Origin of the sequence: Geomesophilobacter sediminis (assembly GCF_016458275.1) — a bacterium.
GTDB lineage: Bacteria > Desulfobacterota > Desulfuromonadia > Geobacterales > Geobacteraceae > Geomesophilobacter > Geomesophilobacter sediminis.
The window spans coordinates 46,998-73,978 of the sequence record NZ_JAEMHM010000010.1; the positions used below are offsets into that span (position 1 = coordinate 46,998).

General features: G+C 63.2%; 21 protein-coding genes, 1 tRNA gene and 1 other RNA gene. 6 read left to right on the forward strand and 17 right to left on the reverse strand.

Going from position 1 to position 26,981, the window contains the following annotated elements; translation table 11 throughout:
• Positions 1 to 193: 193 nt before the first annotated feature.
• Together JFN93_RS13060 and JFN93_RS13065 are read right to left on the reverse strand one after the other, a co-directional pair.
• Positions 194 to 1,612 (reverse strand): LysM peptidoglycan-binding domain-containing protein, encoded by a 1,419-nt coding sequence (locus tag JFN93_RS13060; RefSeq protein WP_199384536.1) that lies wholly within the window; start codon positions 1,610 to 1,612, stop codon positions 194 to 196.
• A gap of 76 nt (positions 1,613 to 1,688) precedes the next feature.
• Positions 1,689 to 3,194 (reverse strand): hypothetical protein, encoded by a 1,506-nt coding sequence (locus tag JFN93_RS13065; RefSeq protein WP_199384537.1) that lies wholly within the window; start codon positions 3,192 to 3,194, stop codon positions 1,689 to 1,691.
• Between the two features lie 251 nt (positions 3,195 to 3,445).
• On the opposite strand from JFN93_RS13065, the gene JFN93_RS13070 reads away from it, so the two are divergent.
• Together JFN93_RS13070 and JFN93_RS13075 are read left to right on the forward strand one after the other, a co-directional pair.
• Positions 3,446 to 4,237, forward strand: a complete 792-nt coding sequence (locus JFN93_RS13070) for a rhomboid family intramembrane serine protease (protein ID WP_199384538.1) — start codon at positions 3,446 to 3,448, stop codon at positions 4,235 to 4,237.
• A gap of 56 nt (positions 4,238 to 4,293) precedes the next feature.
• Positions 4,294 to 4,557 (forward strand): hypothetical protein, encoded by a 264-nt coding sequence (locus tag JFN93_RS13075; protein WP_199384539.1) that lies wholly within the window; start codon positions 4,294 to 4,296, stop codon positions 4,555 to 4,557.
• Positions 4,558 to 4,660: 103 nt separating this feature from the next.
• Here the strand turns inward: JFN93_RS13075 and JFN93_RS13080 are convergent, their stop codons facing one another.
• Positions 4,661 to 4,876, reverse strand: coding sequence for a hypothetical protein (locus JFN93_RS13080; protein ID WP_199384540.1), 216 nt, complete (start codon positions 4,874 to 4,876; stop codon positions 4,661 to 4,663).
• 77 nt (positions 4,877 to 4,953) lie between these two features.
• Between JFN93_RS13080 and JFN93_RS13085 the strand changes: the two genes are divergently transcribed.
• Positions 4,954 to 5,388, forward strand: coding sequence for a hypothetical protein (locus JFN93_RS13085; RefSeq protein ID WP_199384541.1), 435 nt, complete (start codon positions 4,954 to 4,956; stop codon positions 5,386 to 5,388).
• A gap of 169 nt (positions 5,389 to 5,557) precedes the next feature.
• Here the strand turns inward: JFN93_RS13085 and JFN93_RS13090 are convergent, their stop codons facing one another.
• From JFN93_RS13090 to uvrA, 4 genes are all read right to left on the reverse strand, one after another.
• The gene (locus tag JFN93_RS13090; protein ID WP_199384542.1) at positions 5,558 to 6,544 is read right to left on the reverse strand and encodes a serine/threonine protein kinase; all 987 of its coding nucleotides are present in this window, start codon (positions 6,542 to 6,544) and stop codon (positions 5,558 to 5,560) included.
• A 237-nt stretch (positions 6,545 to 6,781) separates the two neighbouring features.
• The gene (locus JFN93_RS13095) at positions 6,782 to 7,351 is read right to left on the reverse strand and encodes a hypothetical protein (protein WP_199384543.1); all 570 of its coding nucleotides are present in this window, start codon (positions 7,349 to 7,351) and stop codon (positions 6,782 to 6,784) included.
• 135 nt (positions 7,352 to 7,486) lie between these two features.
• On the reverse strand, positions 7,487 to 7,660 hold the full coding sequence (locus JFN93_RS13100; RefSeq protein ID WP_199384544.1) for a hypothetical protein: 174 nt from the start codon (positions 7,658 to 7,660) through the stop codon (positions 7,487 to 7,489).
• Between the two features lie 81 nt (positions 7,661 to 7,741).
• Positions 7,742 to 10,570, reverse strand: a complete 2,829-nt coding sequence (gene uvrA, locus JFN93_RS13105; protein WP_199384545.1) for an excinuclease ABC subunit UvrA — start codon at positions 10,568 to 10,570, stop codon at positions 7,742 to 7,744.
• Between the two features lie 289 nt (positions 10,571 to 10,859).
• On the opposite strand from uvrA, the gene JFN93_RS13110 reads away from it, so the two are divergent.
• On the forward strand, positions 10,860 to 11,495 hold the full coding sequence (locus tag JFN93_RS13110; protein ID WP_199384546.1) for a pentapeptide repeat-containing protein: 636 nt from the start codon (positions 10,860 to 10,862) through the stop codon (positions 11,493 to 11,495).
• Positions 11,496 to 11,900: 405 nt separating this feature from the next.
• On the forward strand, positions 11,901 to 12,308 hold the full coding sequence (locus JFN93_RS13115; RefSeq protein WP_199384547.1) for a response regulator: 408 nt from the start codon (positions 11,901 to 11,903) through the stop codon (positions 12,306 to 12,308).
• Between the two features lie 114 nt (positions 12,309 to 12,422).
• Here the strand turns inward: JFN93_RS13115 and JFN93_RS13120 are convergent, their stop codons facing one another.
• The 10 genes from JFN93_RS13120 to JFN93_RS13165 form a co-directional block, all read right to left on the reverse strand.
• Positions 12,423 to 13,862, reverse strand: a complete 1,440-nt coding sequence (locus tag JFN93_RS13120; protein WP_199384548.1) for a sigma-54-dependent transcriptional regulator — start codon at positions 13,860 to 13,862, stop codon at positions 12,423 to 12,425.
• A gap of 8 nt (positions 13,863 to 13,870) precedes the next feature.
• Positions 13,871 to 15,442, reverse strand: coding sequence for an ATP-binding protein (locus tag JFN93_RS13125; protein WP_199384549.1), 1,572 nt, complete (start codon positions 15,440 to 15,442; stop codon positions 13,871 to 13,873).
• Positions 15,443 to 15,551: 109 nt separating this feature from the next.
• Positions 15,552 to 15,752 carry a cold-shock protein gene (locus JFN93_RS13130; RefSeq protein WP_199384550.1) on the reverse strand — a complete coding sequence of 67 codons (201 nt, stop codon included), beginning with the start codon at positions 15,750 to 15,752 and terminating at the stop codon, positions 15,552 to 15,554.
• A 110-nt stretch (positions 15,753 to 15,862) separates the two neighbouring features.
• Positions 15,863 to 19,444 (reverse strand): pyruvate:ferredoxin (flavodoxin) oxidoreductase, encoded by a 3,582-nt coding sequence (gene nifJ, locus JFN93_RS13135; protein WP_199384551.1) that lies wholly within the window; start codon positions 19,442 to 19,444, stop codon positions 15,863 to 15,865.
• Positions 19,445 to 19,537: 93 nt separating this feature from the next.
• A complete protein-coding gene (gene recR, locus JFN93_RS13140; protein WP_199384552.1) occupies positions 19,538 to 20,131 on the reverse strand; it encodes a recombination mediator RecR in 594 nt (197 codons plus the stop codon).
• 140 nt (positions 20,132 to 20,271) lie between these two features.
• On the reverse strand, positions 20,272 to 20,586 hold the full coding sequence (locus JFN93_RS13145; protein ID WP_199384553.1) for a YbaB/EbfC family nucleoid-associated protein: 315 nt from the start codon (positions 20,584 to 20,586) through the stop codon (positions 20,272 to 20,274).
• Between the two features lie 245 nt (positions 20,587 to 20,831).
• The gene (dnaX, locus tag JFN93_RS13150) at positions 20,832 to 22,616 is read right to left on the reverse strand and encodes a DNA polymerase III subunit gamma/tau (protein ID WP_199384554.1); all 1,785 of its coding nucleotides are present in this window, start codon (positions 22,614 to 22,616) and stop codon (positions 20,832 to 20,834) included.
• 63 nt (positions 22,617 to 22,679) lie between these two features.
• An RNA gene (ffs, locus tag JFN93_RS13155) (signal recognition particle sRNA small type) lies at positions 22,680 to 22,778 on the reverse strand.
• 32 nt (positions 22,779 to 22,810) lie between these two features.
• A tRNA-Ser gene (locus JFN93_RS13160) sits at positions 22,811 to 22,901 on the reverse strand.
• Positions 22,902 to 22,956: 55 nt separating this feature from the next.
• Positions 22,957 to 23,355, reverse strand: a complete 399-nt coding sequence (locus tag JFN93_RS13165; protein ID WP_328753929.1) for a hypothetical protein — start codon at positions 23,353 to 23,355, stop codon at positions 22,957 to 22,959.
• A 134-nt stretch (positions 23,356 to 23,489) separates the two neighbouring features.
• Here JFN93_RS13165 and mfd point away from each other — a divergent pair, with 134 nt between their 5' ends.
• On the forward strand, positions 23,490 to 26,957 hold the full coding sequence (mfd, locus tag JFN93_RS13170; protein ID WP_199384555.1) for a transcription-repair coupling factor: 3,468 nt from the start codon (positions 23,490 to 23,492) through the stop codon (positions 26,955 to 26,957).
• The last annotated feature ends 24 nt before the right edge of the window (positions 26,958 to 26,981 follow it).

Below are 26,981 nucleotides of genomic sequence, written 5' to 3' on the forward strand. Positions count from 1 at the left end.
CGGTTGCCACATGGGCGGGAAGATAGACCAATATTTGTGCTCTCGTCAGCTCTGTGGGAGCGCCCTTCCGGGCGCGATTGATCCCTGCTGATCGCGCCCGGAAGGGCGCTCCCACAAGGCCAGCCAACCCTGATACATAAAAAGGGGCACAGTTCGCTGTGCCCCTTTTTCCGTTTCCATGTCGAATTACCGGCTAGTTGCCGCCGCACCCGGCGGCCAGCACCCGTTTTTGATCCTGGGCCACCGACTCCCGGGTCACCACGATCCTCCTGCCGCCGGTGTCATCCTCCCCAAGCAGAAAGCCTTTCTTGGCCCCTTCGGTGCCGCCCACGAAATGGTTGCCGAAGGCGGACGGTATCCCGACCAGACGCAGCAGCTTCTCGCCAAGCACCTCGAATCCCTCCCCCTTTTTGAGACGAAGCACCTTGTAACCCGAGTTCTCCAGAAGCCGGAGCAAGGTGTAGTTGTAGGGGTCGATCTCGCCGGCCGTGATTATGTAGCGCTTCCCTTTCAGTTCGAAGTACCGGTCGACCATCACGCTGAAGGCAGTCTTCGCCCCTTCGTCGGAACGGACCACGTGGTTTTTGCTCCACTTCAGGGAGAGCGCGTTCATCATCGCGTCCACGACGTGGTGCGGGTCGCTGTCCGGCACGCTGCAGATCCAGGTTGGCACCGCGAGCGGAGCTGCCACCGCAACCGGCAGAGCCGGAGGTGCCAGAGGTGCCGGCGGCGCCGGGACTTCCTTCTTTGCCACGACGGGGGCCGGTGCCGGAGCACTTTTGGGAATCACGGGCTCGGCATGCACCGCCGGCTTTTCTGGGCGGGGCGGGGCGGGTGTCGCGGCAACCGGGGCACTTTTCACCGGTGCCGGTTTCAGCGGGTCGGCAACGACCGGCGACACGACGACCACCGGCGGTGCGGCTGGTTCGGCATGCTTGGGCGGGGGGGCGATCGCAGCCAGCGCAGGCGCCGGTTCTGCTCCCTTGGCGGGAGCCGCTTCCGCCTTTTTCGCGGCAGTCGTTTCCGCCGGCTTCGCGGGTGCGGCTACCGGCGGCGCGTTGGCCGGTTTCACCTCAGCTTCCGTCTTCTTGGCGGCTACCACCTCTTTCACCCGCGCAACTCCGACCGGCTCGGTTTCTTTGGTGTGGGTCGGCGCCGGCTCGCGCCGCGGCTGGGCCGCCTCTCTTTTGGCAGTCTCGCCGCCGTGCGACCGCTCCAGCGGAATCAGGATAACCTTTCCGACCGTCAGCCCCTTGATGTTGTCGATGTGGTTTACCCGCAGGATTTCCGGAATCAGGTGTTCGGCCTTCTCGTTGGACATCCCGAACTGGGTGATGAGGATCTTGAACAGGTGGTCGCCCGGCTTGATGGTGTAACGGACGAACCCGTCCGGTGCGGGCGAGTGTTTGGCGGGATGCCCCTGGTGCTGCGTTTTGCGGGCCGGCTCCTTACGGGGCTTGGGCGTCTTCGCCTTCTGCGGGGCAGCCTTTTCTCCGTCGAGTTCCTTCACGTCGATGTCGAAGGCGTTCGGGGCCGCCAGGACGTGAGTCGGCTGGGACAAAAGAGCGAGAAGCGCCAACAGGAGCGCTCCCCTTATTTCGAAACGGACCATGATTACTCCATACTGCTGCGCGGCAGTTCCACACCCTGGCCAGGCAGTGGTGCGATTAAAGCGGGATAAACCTGCATCACCGGTAGAACAGTACCAACGCCCTCATTTTCTGGTCACCCTTCTTCCGGTAGACCGTCACCCCCACGCCAGCCTTGGCTTCCCCGCGTTCCACGAGGAAATTCGCCTGGACCGCACGGGTCTGCACCCGGTAGCCTTCGGTTCCGGCAAACTCCTTGAGGACCCGCTTGAGAAGCGCATGGGGGATGGTGTCTCCCTTGGCGATAACCTGGAGCGCCTTGACGTTGCCACCTTCGCGGTAGACCTTGAATTCCGCGGCGGGGCTCACGTATTTCTGCCAGCCGGGATGCTTCTTTTCGTAGGTTGCATCGAGCACCCCTGCGGTAACTATCGGCGGTACCGGGCGTCCGGTATGGGGAGCGGCCGGCGTCGCGGGAGTAGCGGGGGAGGCGGGCGCGGCTTTCGGCGCCTTCGTCGCCGGAGCGGTTGCTGCGGGCGGGGCTGGAACCGGGGCCGGCTTAGTCGATGGCGTTTTCGCCAGCGGCGACGGAGCCGGCTTGGCCGGAGCGACCGCGACCGGGGGCGCCGGAGTTAGGGGGACAGGCACCTGCGGAGCCAGTCCCTTTGCCTGTGCCGGCCCTTTTGCCGCAGCTTTGGGCGGTTGGGTCGTCGGAGCCGGAACCGGGGATTTTTCGAGATCTTTGATGGCGAGAGAGCCCACATCCACCGCTCGAGGCGGGGCGGGAGCCGGGGTGACGATCGGCGCCGGGGCCTTGGCAACTTCCTTGTGGCTTCCCTTGCGCAGGGTAAAAAAAAGTACCCCAACCAGGACGATCGCTCCCACCGCTACCGGCACCACCCAACTGCTGCGGCGCTCCTGCTCTGCGGAACGCATCGCGTCGGCCAGCGACTGGGCATGGGAGAATTCCCCCGTCAGACGCGGATATTCGTAGGTCGAGGAGGATTCCTCTTTTCCCTTGAGCAGGTCCTGGAAGTCAACCTTGGGAGGCTCGGGCTCCTCCGCCCGGGAAGGCTGCGGCTCATGACTCGGGGAAAAGACTACGAAATCGTCGGGTTGGTCGGGTTTCGGGGCAACCGTGCTGAGGCGCACCGAATCCTCGATGACAAAGTCCTCAACCACATCCTTGCCGCCGGGTTCCGTTACCTGGGCCGGCTTGGCCGCCGGCGCCGCGCCTGAAGGAGCGGTGAAGACGCCGGAGAGCGCATCATGAATGGCGGCGATGACCTCGTCATCGGAAAGGGCCAGGTCGAGCGAGTGCAGTTGCTGGCGGCCGGCCGTTTCCAGTTCATCCCGATCTGCGGCGGCCACCACGATCCGCGCCCCCTCCGGCAGCATCTTTCTCAGGTGCAGCAGAACAAGATCTACCGAAAGGCCGGAGATGCGGCTTTGAATGAAGGTGACGGCGGGGAGTTCGACGGCTATTTCCTGCTCCGCCTGGGCAAGGGTGGCGGCGGATCGGAGGATGAGGATCCCGGTGCCGTCGACGGCTTCGAAGATCTGTTTTAAACGAGGGGAATCGGCAATGAGCAGAACGTTGGGCATGGCAACCTTTGTTTCCTTGGGTTACCGGCCATTCTATGAAAGGAAAGCGGAATAATCAACACCATTCCGCTTGGTATTACCTTTTCCGTGGTTGCGACCGTTCTTCTGCGTCTATCGGGGTCCAAACAAGTTGTGCCGCTTGCAGCGGGGAATGCAGCTGTGGTAGATTACCGCCTTCGCCGCAACCCGGTGAAGTTACCGATGTCTGAGCTGATGGCTCGGGCTCGCCACAGGGAAAGGACCCGGACCCAATGAGAATTCTCGACGCTCTGGAAAAAAAGCTGGGGCGCTTCGCCATACCGAACCTCACCGTCATCCTCATCGCCGGCCAATCGCTTTTCTACGTGGCCTTCATGACCGGGAGAATCGAACGCCAGTCCACCGAGCTGACGGCCCGTTACGTAATGGAGGGGGAGTGGTGGCGCATCGTCGCGTTTCCGTTCGACCCGCCGCGGCAAAGCATCATCTTCGCCTTCTTCGCCTGGTACATCTTCTACCTGATGGGAACCGCGCTGGAGCAGCACTGGGGGAGTTTTCGCTACAACGTCTACCTTATCCTCGGCTGCGCCATCACCGTTGCCACGTCCTTCATTACCCCGGACCTGCCGGTCAGCAACGCCTTCCTGGCGGGCTCCGTCTTCCTTGCGTTCGCCACGATCTTCCCGGATTACGAGTTCCTCCTGTTCTTCGTCCTGCCGGTCAAGGTGAAATGGCTCGCGCTGCTCGCCTGGGGCGGCTACGCCATCAAGTTCATCTTCGGAGACTGGGGAACGCGGCTGACGGTGCTCGCGGCAACGGCAAACTTCCTGCTTTTCTTCGCCCGCGACATCTCCTTTTCCCTCAAGCAGGGGAAGCGCCGGGTGGTGCAGACCGCGGCCGCCGCGCCGCGCCGGCGCGTGAGCGAGCCGATCCACCGCTGCGCGGTCTGCGGCATCACCGACAAGACCAATCCCGACATGGATTTCCGCTACTGCCCGAAGTGCGAAGGGCAGCAATGCTATTGCCAGGAGCACATCTTTACCCACCAACACAAGACGAAATAGCGCACCAGACCTGACGGCAGGGTGATCGATGTGCCGAAACTTACCGGGGAGACTACATGCTGGGATTTGGAACCGAAGTTTTCAAGAGCTGGAGCGACGAGCAACGCCGCGATGAAATCGGGAAGCTGGTCCAGGGATACCGGAATGGGTTTCCGATCCAGCTGCTCTGCCAGATGGCCACCGATATCGCCGGGAGCGAGTCGTCCGCAAAGCAACACCTTTGCGCCCTGCTGACCAGGAAAGAGCGGAAGGACATCATAAAGAAGGAAGCCGGGACCAACGATGATCTTCGGGGACTGCTGACTACTTTCTTGCTGTAACTGAAGCGGGCTTAGCTGGGGGGGATGTACCTGGAACAGCAGAGGCGGGAATGGCCGCTACATAGACAATCGTAGCGGCCACAACAGTTAAGCGGAGAGGGATTCAGACATCTTCCTCTTCGGGCAACAGCCTTTCGACGTTAATCAGGGTGTTGCGACAGACATTGGTCATCTTCTCGATCGTTTCGGTGCAGTCAACGACCCTCATCTTACCGGATCGCAGTCCTTCGATGCAGTCATTGACCTGCCCTATGCCGTTCTGCATTGACTGCTTCAACTGAGTCAAATCAACGATGGCTTTTTGTACCGTGGCATCCATGATTTCCTCCTTGCCTGGAATGCCTAGTATTAAATCACGCTCAGCTCCCTTTTCAAGAAAGGCGGGCATTTACCTACATGACCCTTACCGAGCACATCGTCCTTACCGGCGTCGCAGCCGCCGCGCTCTCCCCCTTTTTGCCGGCGACCGAACTGGCGCTTTTTTCCGTGGGCGGGGTGCTGATCGACGTCGACCACTACTTCCTCTTCGTGGGGCGAACCCACCGGCTGAGTATTCCCGGGATGTTCCGCTGGTTCGCCGACCTGCTGCCGGTTGAAAAGGAGATTCCCTACGTCGGACTCTGTCTCTTCCACACCGTAGACTTTTTTCTCCTCCTGGCCTTCCTCGCCTTTTTCTATCCGGTCCTTTTCTCCCTGCTCGCCGGAGCCCTCTACCACTTCGTGATCGATCTCTTCTGCCTGCGCCGCAAGGGTGTCCTCTACATACGCCCCTTCTTCCTGCTGGAGCACCTGATCCGCCGCCGCGCCAAGGGATACCCCTGGTACCGGTAAAGCCGGGGGTCGGGGGTCGGGGGTCGGGGAGTGGCTTACTGCGGTTCCCTGCTTCCCAAGGGCGGCCAACTCCCAACTCCCAACTCCCAACTCCCAACTCTGAACTCTGAACTCTGAACTCTGAACTCTGAACTCTGAACTCTGAACTCTGAACTCCTCAGCGCCGCCGTTACAGCAGCTGCAGCGGTTCTTCGGACAGGGCGGCCACCTGCTCGCGCAGTTGCAGGATGTGTTCGCCCCAGTAGCGCAGGGTGTTGAACCAGGGGAAGGCCAGGGGAAAGGAAGGATCTTCCCACCGGCGGGCGAGCCAGGCGTTGTAATGCAGCATGCGCAGGGCGCGCAGCGGCTCGACCAGGCGCAGCTCGCGCGGGTCGAAATCGTTGAACTCCCGGTACCCTTCGATCAGGCTGTCCAGTTGCTGGGTCTGCCGCTGCCGGTCTCCCGACAGCATCATCCACAGGTCCTGCACCGCCGGGGCCGTCCGTGCGTCATCAAAGTCGACGAAATGCGGGGCGCCGTCGCGCCACAGGATGTTTCCGGCATGACAGTCGCCGTGCACCCGCAGGCGGCGCACCGTGGAAACCTCGGCAAAGGCGGCCTCGATCCCACTCAGCAGCTGTTCGGTCACCGCAAGATAGCTCTCCCGATATTCCGCGGGAATGAATGATTCCGCGATCAGCGCCACGCTCTCCGTCCCGAAAGTCTCCGTATCGAGCACCGGACGATGGCGGAAGGGAGCCAATGCTCCGACGCTGTGCATCCGCCCCAGCATCCTCCCCAAGATCAGCAGGTTGTCCAGGTTGTCAAATTCCGGGGCGTGTCCCCCCTGCCTCGGGTAAAGGGCAAAAAGAAGGCCCTCATATCCGAAAAGCGTCTCACCAGCCGGATTGCGCCAAGGCGCCACCACCGGGAGTTCCCGTTCCGCAAGCTCCAGGCACAACTCATGTTCTTCGCGGATCTGTTCCTCGCTCCACCGTTCCGGGCGATAGAACTTCGCGATCAGCGGGTTCCCCTCCTCGATTCCTACCTGGTAGACGCGGTTTTCGTAGCTGTTGAGTGCAAGGGTGCGGCAGTCGCAGCGAAAGCCCTGGCTCTCTACCGCGTCCATGATGAAGTTCGGTGTGAGTATCTGGAACGGGTGCTGTGAATCGGCCATGTCAAAAGCTCCTGTCTTGTCGAGGCGACCAGCATATCATCAATCGTCCTGCGAACCAAGGAGGAGGTTCGGGGTGGCAATCCTTTGCTGCCGGGCTCTGCGAGAACGGATGGCCGGGGTGGTTGGGGAACGGCTGGAGATGTTCGTAACGAGAAAGGAAAGGGAGATGAACTCTAGCGCAAGGCAGTCCAGGGGGTTGAAACCAGGGAGGGTTGCGCAGAGGCGGGGAGGGGGGAGCTAGGGGACGATCTTGTAGAAGAGCTGCGCCGGCTCCTGGAGCGGTCCGAGCGGATTTTTCTGGTCGTGGAGGGTGTTGATCTGCGGTTCACCGCTGGAGAGCTTGTAGGCTACGTGGCTGTTGACGAAAACGATGAGCGCCTTGAATCTCCAGCCCGTCTCCTGAGTCTTGCGCCGAAAGCTCATGATATCGAGCCAGAAATTGCCGTTTCTTTGAGTGTTCACCCGGTTCGGCTCGAATACGTAGGCACGGCAATCGGAGCGTGCTCTGAGGCACGCCTGCAACCCGGGATCCAGCTCCTGAATGGGGATCGATTGCACCGTCGCGGCTACGTCGAGATAGCTCAAAAGTTTTATGTTGGGGGAGTTCTTGATGTTGAAGCCGAGACTGCTCAGATCGTCAACGGTGGTCTTGCCGATTTCGATCTTGTCGAAGGCATCTTTGACCTCCGCGTAGGTCTGCCACGGAGACTCTACTACCGCTTTTCCGCTGGGAAGGAGGGTGGTGCAGCCGGTGACGCAAAAAAGAAACGCGAACGAAAGGGTCAATATCTTCGAAGTGCTTCGCATGGCGGGATCCGGTACTGACTATAATTTTCAATTATTTCTAATAAATTATAGCTGCCATTTCCCGTATTTATATGCCCGTCACACCGATAGCGCCAGATTATCGACCAATATCTTTCCGTCCCCGGCTCGGCGGGATCATTTCCTGTCGTCAGGGCGTCTGCTCCGGGCCTTCAGCCCGCAAAACGGGCACCTTTTCTCGGCGACCGCCCGTCCGCAGGTTTCGCACCAGTAACGGAAGATGTTATCGGCACAGGAGCCGCACCCACTGGTCTCGTGCCCGACGCCGCAGCCGCATTTTTCCTTTTCCATGGTCTCCTCACTCGCCCGGGAGGGGCCCGCTCGCCGGATCGATCAGCCGAATCCGACCGATCGATCCGATCGGAGCCGGCGTTAAGAGAGCAGCTTTTTCAGGAAGTGCCCGGTGTAGGAGCGCGGCACCTGCGCCACCTGCTCCGGGGTCCCGGTGGCGATGATCTCGCCGCCGCGGTCGCCCCCTTCCGGGCCGAGATCGATGATCCAGTCGGCGGTCTTGATCACATCCAGGTTGTGTTCGATGACGACGATGCTGTTGCCGGCGTCGACCAGTTTCTGGAGGACCTCCAGGAGCTTCGCGATGTCGGCGAAATGCAGGCCGGTGGTCGGCTCATCGAGGATGTAGATGGTCCGGCCGGTCGCCCGGCGCGAGAGCTCCTTGGCAAGCTTCACGCGCTGCGCCTCGCCCCCGGAGAGGGTGGTTGCCGACTGCCCGAGCTTGATGTATCCCAGGCCGACCTCCTCCAGGGTTTTCAGCTTGGACTTGATCTTCGGGATGTGCTCCAGGAAGGTGAGGGCTTGGGAAACGGTCATGTCCAGGATCTCCGCGATCGACCGCCCCTTGTAACGTACCTCCAGGGTCTCCCGGTTGTACCGTGCCCCCTTGCATACCTCGCACTGGACGTAGACGTCCGGCAGAAAGTGCATCTCAATCTTGATGATCCCGTCCCCCGAGCAGGCCTCGCAGCGCCCCCCCTTCACGTTGAAGGAATAGCGCCCCGGCTTGTAGCCGCGCATGCGGGACTCCGGGAGCTGGGCGAAGATCTCCCGGATCTCGGTGAAGAGTCCGGTGTAGGTCGCCGGGTTGGAGCGCGGGGTCCGCCCGATCGGCGACTGGTCGATGTTGATGACCTTGTCCAGCACCTCGAGGCCGTGGATTGCCCGCACCGCGCCGGCCTTTTCCCGGCTCTTGAACAGGCGCTGGTGCAGCACCATGTAGAGGGTGTCCAGGATCAGGGTCGATTTCCCGGAGCCGGAAACCCCGGTGATGCAGGTCATCACGCCGAGCGGGATGTCGACGCTCACGTTTTTCAGGTTGTTCTCGGTCGCCCCCTCGATCCGGAGGAAGCGGTCCCCGGTCCGCCGCGTTTTCGGCACCGGGATGACGAGCTTGCCGCTCAGGTAGCGCCCGGTGAGCGAATGCGGGTTCTCCATGATCTGCGCCGGCGTCCCCTGGGCGACGACCTCGCCGCCGTGCACCCCGGCCCCCGGCCCCATGTCGATCACCCAGTCCGCCTCGGCGATGGTCTCCTCGTCGTGCTCGACCACGAGCACGGTGTTGCCGATGTCGCGCAGGTGGCGCAGGGTCTGCAAAAGGCGGGTGTTGTCCCGCTGGTGCAGGCCGATGGAAGGCTCGTCCAGGATGTAGAGGACCCCCACCAGCGACGACCCGATCTGGGTAGCGAGCCGGATCCGCTGCCCTTCCCCGCCGGAAAGGGTGCCTGAGGAACGATCCAGGGAGAGGTAGTCGAGCCCGACGTTGACCAGGAAGTTGAGCCGTTCCCGGATCTCCTTCAGGATGCGCCGGGCGATGTCCTCTTCCTTCTCGCTCAGCGCCAGCGTGTTGAAGAAGGTCAGGGAATCCTTGATGGAAAGGGCGGTGACCTGCTGGATGTTCTGCCCCCCGACCAGGACGAAGAGCGCCTCCTTCTTCAGCCGGGCGCCGTTGCAGGTCGGGCACGGCATCACCGTCATGTAGCGCTCCAGCTCCTCGCGGACCATCTCCGACTCGCTCTCGCGGTGGCGCCGCTCCAGGTTGTTCAGTACCCCTTCGAACGCCTTCTGGTAGTAATGCCGTTTTCCCCCCTCGTCCTCCCACCAGAACTCGACCGACTGTCCTTGGGAGCCGTTGAGGATGATCTCCTTGGCCTTCGCGCTCAGCTTCTTGAACGGCGTGGTGACATCAAACTTGTAGGCCCGCGCCAAGGCTTCGAGGGTCTGCTGGTACCACCCGGAAAAGCGCTTCTCCCAAGGGGCGATGGCTCCCTCGCGAAGGGATAGCTCCGGGTCCGGAACGACCAGCTCCGGATCGAGGTACATGCGCGTCCCCAGGCCGGTGCAGTCCGGGCAGGCGCCGTACGGGTTGTTGAAGGAGAACATGCGCGGGGTCATTTCCGGATAGGAGATGCCGCACTCGATGCAGGCCGAGGATTCCGAGAAGAGCAGGGTCTCCCCCTTCCCGTTCTCGGCATGCAGCTGGACCTTCACGATCCCCTCGGCATGGGAGAGTGCCGTCTCCAGCGAGTCCGCCAGGCGCTTCTCGATGCCGGGTTTCACCACCAGCCGGTCCACCACGATGTCGATGTCGTGCTTTTTCTTCTTGTCCAGCACGATCTCCTCGGCCAGATCGCGGGTCTCGCCGTCGACCACCACGCGGACGAAGCCGTCCTTGCGCAGCTGCATCAGCTCCTTGCGGTATTCACCCTTGCGGCCGCGCACCATGGGGGAGAGCAGGGTGAGCTTGCTCCCCTCCGGGAGGGCCAGGATCTGGTCCACCATCTGGGACACGGTCTGCGAGGTGATCAGGCGCCCGCAGTTGTAGCAGTGCGGCTTGCCGATCCGGGCGAAAAGGAGACGGAGGTAGTCGTAGATCTCGGTCACCGTCCCCACCGTGGAACGGGGATTTTTGCTGGTCGTCTTCTGCTCGATGGAGATCGCCGGGGAAAGCCCCTCGATCGACTCGACGTCCGGCTTTTCCATCTGCTCCAGGAACTGGCGGGCGTAGGCGGAAAGCGATTCGACGTAGCGCCGCTGCCCTTCTGCATAGATCGTGTCGAAGGCGAGCGTCGATTTGCCCGACCCGGAGATCCCGGTGATCACTACCAGCTGGTCCCGGGGAATCTCGACGTCGATGCATTTGAGATTGTGCTCGCAAGCACCCTTGATGATTATTTTGTCCGTTGCCATCGTGCTCCCACTACTGTATTCTTCTGGGCCGTCGCGGCCAGCCTCCTAATATAACACATATCCTCATGAAATTGACGAGGTTTCCCGAAGCCCGCGTCATTCAAGACGTTACGGCTCCCGAAGGTCACAACTGCGCGCCGGTACGCGGCAGGGGAACGGCCCCCGGGATGGCCCGGGAGGGAATCACCATCCCCCCCGTGCTATTTGCTTTCAGTTTTCCCCCTATCTGCCGATACGTTGGTTGAGTCGCATCCGGCGACCCCGTCAATTTCTTCAGCGAGGTAAATCAATGTTCCGCCGTATCTCCGTCCTTATGCTTGCCGTGACCCTGGTGCTCCCCGTATCCCTCCAGGCACAGGACCAGCCGGCTCCCGAGCCGTCCAATGCCCAGGAGGCCCAGGCGCTCAAGGAGACCGACCACAAGCTCCACGCGCTCGCCCATCCGGAGGCTGCCGCCAAGGAAACCAAGAGCCAGCCGGCGGCGAAAAAGAGGGTAAAGGCGTCCTACAAGAAAAGCGCGCTGCGCAAGAAGGGAAAAGGAGCCAAAGGCCGGAAGATGCGGAAGAAGTCGGCGGGCCAGCCGGCGTCCGCCCAAGGGCGGATGAGCCAGGCCCGGGTCCGCGAGATCATGGCGACCACCCGCGACTTTTCCGGAGCCGACCTGACCGGCCTCAACCTCGTCGGCATGGACCTGCGCCAGGCCAACTTCAGCAGGGCCAAGATGCGGCAGGCAAACCTGGAGCGCGCCGACCTCTCCGAGTGCGACTTCGAGCTCGCCGATCTCAGCCAGGCGAACCTGCGCAGCGCCTCGCTGCACATGGCCCGCATTCACGGCACCGTCCTGGACGGCACCAAACTCGACGGCGCCATCTGGGTGGACCGGACCGTATGCCGCAGTGGCTCGGTCGGAAAGTGTCTGGAGTAACGCCAGCCCCCCCGCCCATACCTTCTTTTCCGGCGTCCGAAGGGATCAGCTGAGTCCCTCGGACGTTCCGGACCCGCTGCCAAGATTTTTGCTGGTAGCTTCTTTACCCCCTCCCCATTTCCCCCTGCCGTGACGCTGCATTCCCCGTTTTCCCCCACCCCCGTGGCTGATTTTTCTTTCAACCCTGCCGATCATAGGCGGAGCCCCCCATCCAGTCAACATCATGATTTCACAGGCATTTTGCCAAAGGCCACGCAGCTGGCATTTTTCCTGTAACTACTCTAAATACCGCGGTCCCGAGGCCGGCGGCGGCCAAAGGTGAGCCCGACCGCAATCGTTCGGGCATCGACACCTGCGGCACAGCAGACGGCGTAGTGCTTTGCCGCGGTCGATAGGAGAAAGAGAATGGAACGTTTGCCCGTGGAAGGATGCCTGCTTTGGGTCGAAGACAACGAGATCACCCGGCAGTCCGTAGTCACCGCGCTGGCCCACAGCTTCCCCGCCCTGACTGTCGTCAGTGCGAAAAACGGTGCGGAGGGCCTGGAGCTTTTCCGCCGTCACCACCCCGACCTGATCCTGACCGACCTGGATATGCCGCGGATGAACGGCATCCAGATGGCCCGCGAGATCAGAAGGTTGGGCTTTGCCGGAGAGATCATCATGGTGACGGCACGAAGCGAGCCCGAACTGAACAGCATGCTCGGCAAGGACGGCATCAACTACGTCATCGCCAAGCCGATACTGCTCCGCGAACTGCTGATCGCGGTGGCCCAGAGGTTGCCCTCGTCATTACATCAGAAGCTGGCTTCTTGAGATTGATGGAAGGGCCTGCAGGAGGCGCTGGAAGATCACCGTACCGGGACCCGAGCCGGCCGGCATAACCACGATCTCACCCTCACCGCTTCTTTTCCCGTAGCTCGCCACCGATTAAGGGATCTTGCTTCCCTTGCTCTTTTTCACCTTCAGGCGGACGTTGAAAGTCTGGCGCTTGAGCCCGAGCATGGTGGCGGCGGTTCCCTGGTTGCCGTTGGCCGTCTTCAGCGCCAGCCGCACCAAAAGGTCCTCCGCCTCCCGCAGGGTCGGGAAGTGCCCCCAGATCTCCTCGACGAGTCGCTGGGCGGCCGCGTCGTTGCCGGCCGGGACCGTCGCCAAAACGGCAGGCGGGTGCCCGGTCGTCATCCCGGCGCGAAAGGGCGCCTGTGAGATCATCCTCCCCTGGCAGCGCGCCACCGCGTCCGACACCATACCCTGCAGTTCCCGTATATTGCCCGGGAAATGGTAGGTCGCGAGCAGCTCCAGGAGCTCTTGCGGATAGCTGGGGGGAGGGGTGCCGAGCCCCTCGGCGGTCCGGGCGATGAAGTGCTCCAAAAGAAGCGGTATGTCCTCCTTGCGCTCCCGAAGCGGGGGGAGCGCCACGTGGTGCACGTTGAGACGGTAGTAGAGGTCGTTTCGAAACTTGCCGGCGGCCACCAGCTTTTTCAAATCGCGGTTGGTGGCGCAGACGATGCGGGCCTCGCTGCGACGCGGGGTGTCCGCCCCGATCGGGTAGTATTCCGATTCCTGGAGCAGGCGCAAAAGCTTTACCTGGGATAGCTCCCCCAGGTCCCCGATTTCGTCCAGGAATAAGAGCCCTCCCGCCGCCCGGGCGATCAGTCCCTCGCGCGGCTGGTCCGCACCGGTGAAGGCGGAGCGCTTGTGGCCGAAGAGGGCGTCGGAAAACATGGCATCGTCCAGTCCGGCCACGTTGATCGCCACGAGCTCTCCCGGCGAGCCGACCAGGCGGTGCAGGGCCCGGGCCACCAGCTCTTTCCCGGTCCCCGATTCCCCGGTGATCAGGACCGGCTGCGGGGAGCGGGCCAGGACCTCGAGATACTGGAACAGCGAGCGCATCTTACGGCTGCGGGTGACCAGGTCGCTAAACGCCTCCGGATGGTCCAGGCGGTCCTGAACCAGGTGATCGCGCAGGTCGTGGACCTGGGCCATCATCGCCTTCCACTCGAAGGCCTGCCTGAGCACGGTCAGGAGCCGCTCGTTCTCCACCGGCTTCACCAGGTAATCGAAGGCTCCCAGTTTCATACATTCGACCACCCGCTCCGGCTCGTAGGCCGCCGTCACGACCACCACGGGGACCTGCGGAAAGCGCTCCCTGAGCTCGGGGAGAAGCTCCATGCCGTTGGGCTGGGGCATGAAAAGGTCCAGGATCACGACGTCCACGGCGCCGCCGGCCAGGTGTTCCAGGGTACGGCGGCTGTCCGACTCGGCGACCACCTGTTTCACCCCGCTGAGCTTCAGGGTCGCGGTATACGATTTGAGGATCTGCGGCTCATCGTCGACGATGAGTACCCGTCCGGGGTCGGCAATTATCACAGTTCACCTCATGCGTTGGGATGGGCGGTTTCCGGGACCGGCGCCAGGCGGAGGGTGAAGACGGTCCCTTCCCCCGGAACGCTCTGAAAGTCGAGGGTTCCCCCGGCGTCTTTTACGATGTTCGCGCTGATGGCAAGACCGAGCCCGGTCCCCCCCTGGTCGAGCCTGGTGGTGAAGAACGGCTCCATGATCCGCTGCGCCACTTCGGGGGAGATACCGCATCCGGTATCGGCGACCTGGATCAAAACCTGGCCGCTGCCCGGATCACACGAAGTGGTAACCCGGATCTGGCCCTGCGGCCCGGAGAGGGCCTGCGCCGCATTGGCGATCAGGTTCATCACCACCTGCTCCAACTGCAGCCGGTTCCCTCTGACCCGCGGCAGCCCCTCACCCGGCTCGATGCGGAAGTTCCGCGTGTAGCGGGCCACGTAGTGGTTGAGGATGGCGCAGGCCAGGGAGACCACCTCGTTCACGTCCACCGGGACTTCGCTCCCGGTCCGGTCGTCGCGGCCAAAGCGCTTGAGGTTCTCCACGATGCTGCTGATCCGCTGCGCCCCGTCCAGGATGCCGTCGAAAAGCTCGGGGAGGATGCCCCTCATCTCACCGTAGGAACTCTGTCCCACCGGGAAGTCGCCGGTTTCCCGGTAGCGCTCCTCGAGCAGCGGCGCGATGTCGTCCCACGCCCCCTTGAGCAGGCGCGCGTTGAGCATGATGTAGTTGCTCGGGTTGTTCACCTCGTGCGCCACCGAGCTGACCAGCATCCCCAGCGAGGTCATGCGGTTCGCGTGGATCAGGCGTCCCTGCATCTGCTGGGCTTCCTCCTCGAGGCGGACCCGGCGGGTGATGTCGTGGAAGGTGGTGTAGAGGATCTTCTCCCCGCGCAACTGCACGACCTTGCCCCGGAAGGAGAGCAGGCGCTCGGTCCCGTCCGGCAGCGCCAGGGTCAGCCGCGGGATCTGCAGGTCGCCGCCGTGGTCCCGCAGCTCGTCAAGGGTTTCCTGCAGGGTGTTGCCGCCATCGCGGCTGCAGAACCGGGTCACCCCCCGGGCGCGGCAGGTATCGCGATCGCAGTCGAAGATGATTTCGGCCGCAGGGTTGACGTCCCGAATGGCGCCGTCGCTCTGGGAGAAGAGGATGATCCCGTCGTCGTTTTGCTCGAAGATCCTCCGGAAGCAGTCCTCGCTCTCCGAGAGGGCCTCCTCCGCCTTGCGCCGCTCGGCAGCCTCCTGTTCCAGCCGGGCGACCGCAGCGGTGAGTTCCTCGGTGCGCCGGGCGACCTTCTCTTCCAGGGCTTCCCGGTGACCGAGGAGCTCCCGCTCCTTGCCCCGGTAGTCTTCGAGAAGCTGCAGCAGCGGTTTCTGGACCGAAAAGTAGAGGATGGGAAAGAGGATGGTGACCAGGGAGGTGGCGTCGATAAAGTTCGCCGCGACGACGGACAGCTGCGGCATGCGGGACAGGGCGATCATCACCGCCATCTCGATGGCGAAGACGCTCAGGATGAGGATTGCCATCAGCCGGATCGGGGCGAAGATCAGCTTGGTGCGTTCCGGGCGGGCGGCCGCGGGTTGAGAACTGCTCATCCTCTCCCTCCTTCCGCAATCGGAGATCGTAATTGCAAAAAAGCCCCGGAAATTTCTCCCCGGGGCTTCTGGTTTAGGTCATCTCGGATCGCTCGCGCGCTCGGACAACTTAGATTTTGACCACGTTGGCAGCCTGCAGACCTTTCGGTCCCTTCTGGACTTCGAAGGTAACCTGATCGCCTTCCGCCAAGGACTTGAACCCGTCGCCCTGGATCGCGGAGAAATGCACGAAGACATCCTCGCCGTTATCCTGCTCAATGAACCCGAAACCTTTGCTGTCGTTAAACCACTTCACTACACCTTTTGCCATTACTGCGTTCTCCTTGATGCTTCTTCCTGTTTACTGTTACGTGCCTTGAGGTCGAAAAACCCCGGCCACTGCTTGATGATAAGCAAGTGGCCGGGGAGGTGTCAAGCTAATTACTCCTCGCCGTACTTGAGGTCGGCCATCTTCTTGTAGAGGTCGAAGCGGCGTGCGGTGAGGATGGTGGCGCGCTCCATGAGGGCCGCGGCCGCATCAGGGTTGTTCTTCTTGAGCACGCGGAAGCGGTTCTCGCCGTAGCAGAACTCCTCCAGGGAGATCGACGGATCCTTGGAGTCGAGCTGGAGCGGGTTTTTGCCCTGCTCGGAAAGATCCGGGTTGTAGCGGACCAGCGGCCAGTGACCGCAGGCAACCGCCTTCTTCTGCTCGTCGACGGCGGTGGTCATGTTGATGCCGTGGGCGATGCAGTGGCTGTAGGCGAGGATCAGCGACGGGCCGTCGAAGGCTTCCGCTTCCATGAACGCCTTGACGCACTGGGCCGGGTTGGAGAGGGCGACCTTGGCGACGTAGACGTTGCCGTAGGCCATGGCGATCATCGCCAGGTCCTTCTTGGCCTGCGGCTTGCCGCCCGCGGCGAACTGGGCCACCGCACCCATCGGGGTGGATTTGGAGGCCTGGCCGCCGGTGTTGGAGTAGACCTCGGTGTCGAGGACCAGGAGGTTCACGTTCTTGCCGGAGGCGATGACGTGGTCCAGGCCGCCGTAGCCGATGTCATAGGCCCAGCCGTCGCCGCCGACGATCCAGACCGACTTCTTGACCAGGTAATCGGCCAGGGTCTGGAGCTGCTTGGCGGCCTCGTCGGTGCGGCCGGCGATCGCCTGCTTCAGCTCGGCGACGCGGGCGCGCTGCGCCTCGATGCCGGCCTGGGTGGACTGGTCGGCACCCTTGATCGCCTCGATGAGCCCTTTGAGCTTGTCGTCGCAGTTGCAGGAGCAGCCGCAGCCGGCCAGCCGGTCGAGGAGCTCGAGGGCGAACTGGTTGTGCTTGTCCACCGCCAGGCGCATGCCGAAGCCGAACTCGGCGTTGTCCTCGAACAGGGAGTTGGACCAGGCCGGGCCGCGGCCGTCGGCGTTCTTCGCCCACGGGGTGGTCGGCAGGTTGCCGCCGTAGATCGAGGAGCAGCCGGTCGCGTTGGCGATGAGGGCGCGGTCGCCGAAGAGCTGGGAGAGGAGCTTCAGATACGGGGTCTCGCCGCAGCCGGCGCAGGCACCGGAGTACTCGAAGAGCGGACGGACCAGCTGGCTCCCTTTCAGGGTGTCCAGCTTGATCAGGGAAGGATCGGTCTCCGGCAGCGACAGGAAGAAGTCGTAGTTGGCGGCTTCCTGGGCGCGCAGCGGCGCCTGGAACTGCATGTTGATCGCCTTCTTGTTCGGGTCTTCCTTGGACTTGGCCGGGCAGTTGTAGACGCAGGCGCCGCAGCCGGTGCAGTCTTCCGGAGCAACCTGGAGGGAGCACTTGAGCCCCTTGAACTCGTTGCCGCGGGCGTCGGTGGACTTGAAGGTCGCCGGGGCGCCTTTGAGGGCGGCCGGATCGTAGATCTTCATCCGGATGGTGGCGTGCGGGCAGACGAAGGAGCAGATGCCGCACTGGATGCAGAGCTTCTCGTCCCAGACCGGGATGTCGACCGCGATGTTGCGCTTCTCGTACTGCGAGGTGCCGGTCGGGAAGGTGCCGTCAGCCGGCATCTTGGAGACCGGGAGGTTGTCGCCGTTGCCGGCGATCATCATGGAGGTGACGTCCTTGACGAAGGCCGGGGCGTGGGCGCCGACGACCGGCGGCTTTACCAGCTTGCTGGTCGCGGCGGCGGGGACCTTGACCTCGAAGATGTTCTCCAGGGCGGCGTCCACCGCCTTGTTGTTCATCTCGACGACCTTCTCGCCGGACTTGCCGTAGCTCTTCTTGATCGCGTCCTTGATCGCGTCGAGCGCGGTCGCCAGCGGAATGATCCCGGAGATCTTGAAGAAGGCGGTCTGCATGATGACGTTGATGCGGGCGCCCAGGCCGAGCTTCTCGGCAAGCGCGATGGCGTCGATCACGTAGAACTTGAGCTTTTTCTCGATGATCTCTTTCTGCACCTCGACCGGCATGTTGTCCCAGACCTGCTCCTTGTCGAACGGGGAGCAGAGGAGGAAGGTCGCCCCCTGCTTGGCCTTGGCGAGCATGTCGTACTTCTCGAGGAAGGAGAAGTTGTGGCAGGCGACGAAGTCGGCCTGGTCGATCAGGTACGGGGAGCGGATCTCGTTCTTGCCGAAGCGCAGGTGCGAGGTGGTGACCGAACCGGCCTTCTTGGAGTCGTACACGAAGTACGCCTGGGCGTTGTTGTCGGTCAGCTCGCCGATGATCTTGATGGAGTTCTTGTTGGCGCCGACGGTGCCGTCGGAGCCCAGGCCGAAGAACATCGCCGAGTAGGTGCCGGCGCTCTCGTTGGAGAAGTTCGCATCGTAGGGAAGCGAGCAGTCGGTGACGTCCTCCTCGATCCCGATGACGAAGTGGTTCTTCGGGGTGTCGAGCTTGAGGTTGTCCAGGACCCCCTTGGCCATGCCCGGGGTGAGCTCCTTGGAGCCCAGTCCGTAGCGGCCGCCGACGATGACCGGGTAGCTCTTGAACGCGGTTTTACCTTCGGCCATCGCCTCGCCGATCGCGGTGCGGATGTCGAGGTAGAGCGGCTCGCCCAGGGAGCCCGGCTCCTTGGTGCGGTCCAAAACGGCGATCTTCTTGACGCTCGCCGGCAGCACGGCAGCGATCGCGTCGACCGGGAACGGACGGAACAGGCGGATCTTCAGGACCCCGACCTTCTCACCTTTGTTGGTGAGGTTGGCGACGGTCTCCTGGAAGCAGTCCGCGGCGCTCCCCATCACCACGACGACGCGCTCGGCGTCGGGGGCACCGACGTACTCGGCGACGCGGTACTGGCGGCCGACGACCTTGGCGAAGCGGTCCATCTCCTCCTGGACGATCTTGAGGCAGGCCGGGTAGTACGGGTTGACCGTCTCGCGCCCCTGGAAGTAGACGTCCGGGTTCTGGGCGGTACCGCGCATGACCGGGTTGTCCGGGGAAAGGGCGCGGGTGCGGTGGGCGGCGACCAGCTCGTCGTTGACCATCGCCTTCATGTCGTCGAAGGTGAGTTCCTCGACCTTCTGCACCTCGTGCGAGGTCCGGAAGCCGTCGAAGTAGTGCATGAAGGGGACCCGGGCGCGCAGCGTCGCCGCCTGGGCGATCAGCGCAAAGTCCATGACCTCCTGGACGTTGTTGGAGCAGAGCATCGCCCACCCGGTGGAACGGGCGGAAAGAACGTCGGAGTGGTCACCGAAGATGTTCAACGCGGCCGCCGAGATGGCGCGGGCCGAGATGTGGAAGACGGTCGAGGTGAGCTCGCCGGCGATCTTGAACATGTTCGGGATCATCAGGAGCAGACCCTGGCTCGCGGTGAAGGTGGTGGTCAGTGCGCCGCCCTGGAGCGCGCCGTGGACCGCGCCGGAGGCGCCCCCTTCGGACTGCAGCTCGACGACAGTCGGGACGGTGCCCCAGATGTTCTTCTGACCGCGGGCGCTCTTCTCGTCGGAGATCTCACCCATGACCGAAGACGGGGTGATCGGATAGATGGCGATGACCTCGTTGGTCGCGTGCGCCACGTGGGCTGCGGCAGTGTTGCCGTCAATGGTTACCATTCTGCGGGACATTCATTTCCTCCTGTTTTGGATTAGCGGATATATGAAGCCTGAAACGACCTGATATGCATGCTGCTCAAATTAAACGGTGTCTCACTCGCGCCTCTACAGCTCCGAACGCCCTTCGACGGCCCGCTGGACCGTGGCCGCGTCCACGTACTCCAGGTCGCTGCCGATCGGAATCCCGTGCGCCAGCCGGGTGACCCGGATGTTCAGAGGCTTGATGAGCTTCGTCAGGTAGAGGGCCGTGGCCTCTCCCTCGACGGTAAAGTTGGTGGCGATCAGCACCTCCTTTACCCCTTCCGCGGTGAGACGCTCCAAAAGCTCCGCGATGCGCAGATCGGCGGGGGTAACGCCGTTTAACGGGGAGAGCGTCCCCTGCAGCACGTGGTAGCGCCCTTTGAAGGCGCGGCTCCGCTCCAGGGCCAAAAGGTCCTGGGGCTCCTCCACGACACACAGGGTGGAGCCGTCCCGGTCGCCGGAACAGATCCAGCAGGGATCTTCCTCGGTGATTGCGAAGCAGACCGAACAGAAGCCGACTTTGGCCGCAACCTGCTTGAGGCTCTCGGCCAGGGCTTCGATGTTCCCGGGGGATTTCAGCAAATGGAAGGCAAGCCGAAGTGCGCTTTTTTCACCTACGCCGGGGAGTTTTTTGAGCTCGCCAAGGAGCCTGGTCAAAGAGTTCGAGAACTGTAGCATATTCCTTCAGCCGATAAAACAAGTTTTTAAATACCAATTTAGGTCAAAAAAATTTAGGCGGGTCAACCGGGGCGGGCACCTCTGTAAATGCAGAGTAGCCCGCCGCCGGAAGCCCGCCGCGGAGACTTACCGGCGTTTGATTAGAAAAGGCCGGGAATGCTCAGTCCGCCGGTGATCTTGCTCATTTCCTCGGCCATCGCCGCATGGACCTTCTTGAGCGCCTCGTTCACCGCGGTCATCACCAGATCCTGCAGCATTTCCACGTCTTCCGGGTCCACCGCTTCCTTCTTGATGGTGAGGGAGAGGATCTGGTTCTTGCCGTTGACAACCACCGTTACAGCGCCGCCGCCGGTGGTTACCTCGGCGGTTTTCTCCGCCGCCTCTTCCTGCAGTTTCCCCATTTTCTGCTGCATCATCTGCGCCTGCTTCATGATCTGCGCCAAACCTTTGGACATCGTTTCCTCCGCTGGGAAGCGCGGCCGAACCGGCTCCCCTGTATGTATTTATTTAATATGCTACCGAACGGTATCAGTGAGCAAACGTGATCGCCTCCCTTTGCGAAGGGGGGCTGGGGGGGAATTTGCCTCTTACACAGCCCAGGGAAGCCCCATCCTCATCCTGTCCCTCTCCTGGAAGCAGAGGGGGCGCGAGGATCAGCCCTGGCCGTTGCATAAGGGAAAGGCGGAAATAATAAACAGTTCTATCCTTCCTGCGGCCCTTCCTGGGGGAGCTCCTGGGGGAGCTCCTCCACCTCGGCGATCTCGCCGTCGAAAAGCTCCAAAGCCGCGGCCACCAAAGGATGGGCCTCGGCTTCGGCCATCAGGACCCGCTTCCGCTCGGCGTCCTCAAGGCTTTTTTTTTCCGAGAGGCTCTGGGGCGCGTCGGTTGCGTCATCGTCCAGGGCGACGATCTTGAGGGTCGGCTCAACCCCGAAGTGTTCCAAGGCAAGCGCCTTGAGTTCCCGCTGCTTGTCCAGGTCCAACAGTGTTTTCAACTCGAAGCTCCCCGCGGCCCCGCCGATCTCCAGGTGCTTGCGGGAGATGCTGAGGGGACGGACCTGCTCCAGCAGGGAGGCCGACAGCGGCTTTTTCACCTTGACGAAGCGGACCAGGCTCGCCCAGAGGGCCTCGCCTTCCAGACCCTCGACCGCGCTCCCTGCTGAAAGGGCAGCCGACTGGCCCGCTGGCGGGGACTGGCTCCGCAGGTGCCGGTCCCCCTCATGGGGAGCTGCCGGTGCAGCCGCCGGTGCGGCGGGAGCTTGGGATGCGTAGGCCGGTGCCGCCGGACGCGGCGGGGCGGCGGGACGGGGTACGGAACGTCCCCCGGCGGGTGCGGCGGGAAGGGCACCCCCCTCCAGCGCCTGCAGCCGGGCCAGGATCTCCTGAACCGGAACCGCGGGGCGAAGCTGCGCCATGCGCAAAAGGGCCAGCTCCAGGATCAGCCGCGGAAAGCTCGCGTGCGCCATCTCCCCCTCGGCCTTCAAGAGGACCGCCAGGTGGCGCTGCAGCTCGTCGAGATCTTTTCCCTGGGCCAGCCCGGAAAGCTCCTCCAGCTCACCCTCGGAAAGCTCCAAAAGCTCCCCGTCGCCGCGCAGTGCGGTCAGGATGGCGAGGTTTCTAAACTGGTCGATCAGCTCCTGGCAGAACTGCCGCATGCTGTAGCCGAAGGAATCGACCCGCGCCACGACCTCCAGGGCTCCCCGGGGCTCGTTGCCCAAAACGGCGCGGCACGCCTCGATGAGGAGCCGGCGGTCCACCACCCCGAGCAGGTTCGCGACCACCTCGTCCTCCACGGTATTGCCGCAGAAGGCGAGCACCTGGTCCAGCGTGGAGAGGGAGTCGCGCATGCTCCCGTCCCCCTTGCGGGCCACCAGGGCGAGCGCCTCGTCGCTGATCGCGACCCCTTCCTGGTCCACGATGAAGCGCAGCCGCTCCACGATCCGGGTCAGCGCGATCCGCTTGAAGTCGAAGCGCTGGCAGCGGGAGAGGATGGTGATCGGGACCTTGTGCGGTTCGGTGGTGGCAAAGATGAACTTGACGTGGGGGGGGGGCTCTTCCAGGGTCTTCAACAGGGCGTTGAAGGCGCTCGTGGAGAGCATGTGGACTTCGTCGATGATGAAGATCTTGTAGCGGGAGCGGGAGGGGAGGTACTTGATGTTCTCGCGCAGCTCACGGACGTCGTCGACGCTCGTGTTGGAGGCGCCGTCGATCTCGAAGACGTCGACCGAGTTCCCCTCGGTGATTTCGAGGCAGGCGGAGCAGGTGTTGCACGGCTCGGTGGAGGTGCCGCTTTCACAGTTCAACGCCTTGGCGAGGATGCGCGCGGAACTGGTCTTCCCCACCCCCCGGGCGCCGGTAAAGAGGAATGCGTGGGCGACCCGCCCCCCCTCGATGGCGTTTTTCAGGGTCCGGCTCACGTGCTCCTGGCCTACCAGGTCGCTGAAGGTCTGGGGGCGCCATTTTCGGGCCAGCACAAGATAGGACAAGGGGACGTACCTCGTGAAACGGTTGGAGCGGAAGGGGAAAGGAAGGGGGTTGCGGAAAGAGCTGATAGCTGGGCACCCCCGCGGCACACGGGGGCGGTTGCTGCCGCTGCTTCCTTCCGGACCTGACGGGGTTCACAACCTTCCGTTGCGCGGGACCCAGCTATCAGGTCTATCCGCAAGGAGTAATTTTATTATGGCGGAGAGAGAGGGATTCGAACCCTCGGTACGCTATTAACGTACACACGCTTTCCAGGCGTGCTCCTTCAACCACTCGGACATCTCTCCACAGGAAGCCAGATATATACTATGCACGCTCCTCTTTGTAAAGCGTTTTCTTTAACTAGAGAGTTTCGCCGACCCCCGGCTTCTTTCTTTCAATGATCGAGCGGAGCAGACTCTGCTGTTCCTTCTGCTGCAACATCTGCTTTACCATGAGCTCGCGGACCGACAGGAGCTCCTTTTTGAGCGCTTCCGCGTTGCGCACCAGGTGCCGCGCCCGGGGATCGCTGCGGACGTAGGGGGAGAGGAGATTTACCGCCTCCCCGATCTTGCGGCTCACCAGGACCCGCTCCCGGTAGTCGTCCAGGGCGCCGGTCTTGAGCCTTTCTTCAAGGGCATCGAACTCCGCCGCGAAGTAGTTCAGGACGTCGGAGTATATGGCGTCGTTGTCGTTCATGGTTGCACCTTTGATCTGCTTTTTGCGCTGGGACATCAGTTCCATGACGTAGCTATTCGGCACGATTTCTTTTTACTTAAATGAGTTTTTTCCGTGCAAACAAGATTTTCCCCGGGCGATGCTGGACGAACCGGCCTCCGTTTTGCTATCCTCACTCCCTGGCACAAAAACCTTGTCTCGATCACCCCCCGGAGAAGATGACCCAGAAGAACTCCCCCCAGTTGGACCGACTGCACGCCCTTTTAACCGGGGAACAGGCGCTGGTGAGCGCCCCCGCCCTCGAAGGGAGCGCCCCCGCCTATCTGCTGTCGCAGCTGTTGCGCGAGGGGTCCCGGCCGCTGCTCGTCATCACCTCGGACCAGGACGCCGCCGACGAATTGGCCGCAGAACTCCGTTTCTATGCGGACGACCCGGCGACGGTGCTCCCGTTCCCCGCCTGGGACGTCGCCCCCTTCGAGGGGGGATCGCCCCACCCGGATCTCACCGGCGAGCGGCTGAACGCCCTCTTCGCCCTTTTGGAAGGAAGGGTGCGCGCCCTGGTCCTGCCGGTGGCGGCCGCGCTGCAGCGGGTCCTCCCGGTTCATACCCTGGGCGAGGTCTCCCACTACCTGGTGACCGGGGAGGAGGTCGCGCGGGAGTCGCTTTTAGAAAAGCTGGTGAAGTTGGGCTACCTGCACGCCCCGCTGGTCGAAGACCGCGGCTCCTTCTCGGTGCGCGGCGGCATCCTCGACATCTTCCCTCCCGACCTCCCCCGCCCGGTCCGCATCGAGTTCTTCGGCGACCAGGTGGAAAGCATGCGCTTTTTCGACCCGCTCACCCAGCGCTCCCTGGAGCCCCTTTCCGAGCTGGTGCTGCTCCCCTCCCGGGAGGTGGTCCTCTCCGAGGAGGTGCTCAAGGCCTTCGCCCCGCGCCTGAAGCGGCGCTGCGACGACCTCGGCATAGCGGCCGACCGGCGCCGCGAGCTCCTCGACCAGCTGCAGCACGCCATCTACCCCCCGGGGGTGGAATACCTCCAACCGCTGTTTCACCCCGATCTGGAAAGCGTTTTCGACCACGCCAAGGGGGCGGTCCGGGTCCTGGTCGATCCCGCCGCCATCGAAGACGAGGTGGCCCGCCTGGAGACCGCCGTCGCCGACGGGCTGCGCCGCGCCGAACTGCGCGACGCCATCGTCTGCGACCCGAAGGAGCTTTACCTTTCCCGGCAAGCGTTCCAAACCGCCCTGGAGGGAGGGGCGCGGCTCTTGTTCCCGCGCCTGGAGCTTGCCGGCGAGGGGGGAGAGCGGGTGCTCTTCTCCTGCCGCGGCAACCAGGATCTGAAGCTCGAGCACGGGGCCGAAGGGGAGCGGGCGCTCGCCCCGCTCGCCGAAAAGCTCAAGACCGAGCTCGCCGCAAAGAACCGGGTTATCATCCCCTGCCACCAGCCCGGCCAGGCGCGCCGCCTCTTTGATCTCCTCTACGGCTACGACCTCCCCCTGGAGATCGCCGAAACCCGCTTCCCCGACGCTTTGGCCGGCGAGGGGCTGGTGCAGCTTCTGATCGGCGGAATCTCGCGCGGCTTCCGGCTCGCCGAGGAAAGAATCGCGGTCATCGCCGAGGAGGAGATCTTCGGCAAGCGGGTCAAGCGGCGCGGCATCTCCGAGGCGCGCAAGAAGCAGCTCCTCACGTCGCTCGCCGAACTGCGCCCCGGCGACTACATGGTGCACATCGATTTCGGGGTCGCGCTCTACCGCGGCCTGGAGCACCTCTCGCTCACCGGCCTGGAGGGGGACTTCCTCCTTCTGGAGTACGCCGGCGGCGACAAGCTCTACCTTCCGGTGGACCGGATCAACCTGGTGCAGCGCTACGTCGGCACCGAGGGGACCGAACCGCGCCTGGACCGGCTCGGAGGCGCCGGCTGGGAGAAGGCGAAGCAGAAGGCACGCGCCCAGGTCCAGGAGATGGCCGCGGAGCTTTTGAAGATCCACGCCGCCCGCGAGGTGCAGGAGGGGTACCGCTTCTCCCCCCCCGACGAGACCTACCGCGAGTTCGAGGCCTCGTTTGCCTTCGAGGAGACCCCGGACCAGGCGCAGGCGATCGACGACGTCTTGACCGACATGGAGAGCGCGCGCCCCATGGACCGCCTGGTCTGCGGCGACGTCGGCTATGGCAAGACCGAGGTCGCCATGCGCGCCGCCTTCAAGTCCGCCATGGACGGCAAGCAGGTCGCCGTCCTGGTGCCGACCACCGTGCTCGCCCAGCAGCACGCCGAGAGTTTCTCCGCCCGGTTCAAGGAGTACCCGATCCGGGTCGAGATGCTCTCCCGTTTCCGCAGCCGCGAGGAACAGAAGCAGGTCCTGGAAGGGGTAAGGACCGGCGCGGTGGACGTCGTCATCGGCACCCACCGGCTGCTCCAGAAGGACATCACCTTCAAGGATCTGGGGCTCCTCATCGTCGACGAGGAACAGCGTTTCGGCGTGACCCACAAGGAAAAGCTCAAGCAGTACCGCGCCGTGGTGGACATCCTCACCCTGACCGCCACCCCGATCCCGCGCACCCTGTACATGTCGATGATGGGGATCCGGGACCTCTCGATCATCGACACGCCGCCGGTGGACCGGCTCGCCATCAAGACCTACGTCTCCCGCTTCTCCGAGGAGCTGATCCGCGAGGCGGTCCTGCGCGAGATCCGGCGCGGCGGCCAGGTCTTCTTCGTGCACAACCGGGTGCAGTCCATCGGCGCCATGGCCGACGAACTGAAGCGGATCGTCCCGGAGGCGCGCATCGCGGTGGGACACGGGCAGATGGATGAAAAGGCGCTCGAGAAGGTGATGCTCTCCTTCATGCACGGGGAGTCGAACCTCCTTTTGTGCACCACCATCATCGAAAGCGGCCTGGACATCTCCTCGGCGAACACCCTCATCGTGAACCGCGCCGACACCTTCGGGCTCTCCCAGCTCTACCAGCTGCGCGGCCGGGTCGGCCGGAGCAAGCAGCGCGCCTACGCCTACCTCCTCATCCCCGGCGAGGGGGCGATCACCCCGGACGCCCGGGAGCGGCTCAAGATCATCCAGGACATCTCCGATCTCGGCGCCGGCTTTAGGATCGCGACCCACGATCTGGAGATCCGCGGCGCCGGCGACCTGCTGGGCGCCAAGCAGTCCGGCGACATCGCGGCGGTGGGCTTCGAGCTCTACATGGAGCTTTTGGACGAGGCGGTGCACACCATGAAAGGGGAGGGGATGCCGGACCGGGTGGAACCGGAGATCAAGCTCAAGGTCCCCGCCTTCATCCCCGAGGCGTACGTCAAGGACCCGAACCAGCGCCTCATCATCTACAAGAAACTCACCCAGCCCAACGACGCCGCGGAGATCGACGACATCGCGGCCGAGCTCGTGGACCGTTTCGGCCCGCTGCCGCTCGCGGCCACCTACCTTTTGGAGGTGATGCGGATCCGGGTCCTGCTGAAAAACCTCCTGGTGAAGGAGATCGAGGTGACCGGCAGCGAGCTGGTCCTCTCCTTCCACGAACGCACCCCGGTATCCCCCGACGCCATCATGGCCCTTCTGCACAAGGAGAAGGGGAAATACCGCTTCACGCCGGACTTCCGGCTCTACGTCCGACTGCGCGACAGCTCCAGCGACGGCGTCCTCGCCGAGGCCAGAAATCTCTTGATAAGCCTGGGGTGATTATGCTAGCGTCTATCGGATTGG

Bases quoted from the DNA above. Each gene is read 5' to 3' on its own strand.
- JFN93_RS13100 (WP_199384544.1), bottom strand. From the start codon at position 7,660: ATGGAAAAGGAAAAATGCGGCTGCGGCGTCGGGCACGAGACCAGTGGG.
- JFN93_RS13080 (WP_199384540.1), bottom strand. From the start codon at position 4,876: ATGGATGCCACGGTACAAAAAGCCATCGTTGATTTGACTCAGTTGAAG.
- mfd (WP_199384555.1), top strand. From the start codon at position 23,490: ATGACCCAGAAGAACTCCCCCCAGTTGGACCGACTGCACGCCCTTTTA.
- JFN93_RS13090 (WP_199384542.1), bottom strand. From the start codon at position 6,544: ATGGCCGATTCACAGCACCCGTTCCAGATACTCACACCGAACTTCATC.
- uvrA (WP_199384545.1), bottom strand. From the start codon at position 10,570: ATGGCAACGGACAAAATAATCATCAAGGGTGCTTGCGAGCACAATCTC.
- JFN93_RS13065 (WP_199384537.1), bottom strand. From the start codon at position 3,194: ATGCCCAACGTTCTGCTCATTGCCGATTCCCCTCGTTTAAAACAGATC.
- JFN93_RS13095 (WP_199384543.1), bottom strand. From the start codon at position 7,351: ATGCGAAGCACTTCGAAGATATTGACCCTTTCGTTCGCGTTTCTTTTT.
- JFN93_RS13060 (WP_199384536.1), bottom strand. From the start codon at position 1,612: ATGGTCCGTTTCGAAATAAGGGGAGCGCTCCTGTTGGCGCTTCTCGCT.
- recR (WP_199384552.1), bottom strand. From the start codon at position 20,131: ATGCTACAGTTCTCGAACTCTTTGACCAGGCTCCTTGGCGAGCTCAAA.
- JFN93_RS13075 (WP_199384539.1), top strand. From the start codon at position 4,294: ATGCTGGGATTTGGAACCGAAGTTTTCAAGAGCTGGAGCGACGAGCAA.
- nifJ (WP_199384551.1), bottom strand. From the start codon at position 19,444: ATGTCCCGCAGAATGGTAACCATTGACGGCAACACTGCCGCAGCCCAC.
- JFN93_RS13110 (WP_199384546.1), top strand. From the start codon at position 10,860: ATGTTCCGCCGTATCTCCGTCCTTATGCTTGCCGTGACCCTGGTGCTC.
- JFN93_RS13145 (WP_199384553.1), bottom strand. From the start codon at position 20,586: ATGTCCAAAGGTTTGGCGCAGATCATGAAGCAGGCGCAGATGATGCAG.
- JFN93_RS13115 (WP_199384547.1), top strand. From the start codon at position 11,901: ATGGAACGTTTGCCCGTGGAAGGATGCCTGCTTTGGGTCGAAGACAAC.
- JFN93_RS13085 (WP_199384541.1), top strand. From the start codon at position 4,954: ATGACCCTTACCGAGCACATCGTCCTTACCGGCGTCGCAGCCGCCGCG.
- JFN93_RS13125 (WP_199384549.1), bottom strand. From the start codon at position 15,442: ATGAGCAGTTCTCAACCCGCGGCCGCCCGCCCGGAACGCACCAAGCTG.
- JFN93_RS13070 (WP_199384538.1), top strand. From the start codon at position 3,446: ATGAGAATTCTCGACGCTCTGGAAAAAAAGCTGGGGCGCTTCGCCATA.
- JFN93_RS13130 (WP_199384550.1), bottom strand. From the start codon at position 15,752: ATGGCAAAAGGTGTAGTGAAGTGGTTTAACGACAGCAAAGGTTTCGGG.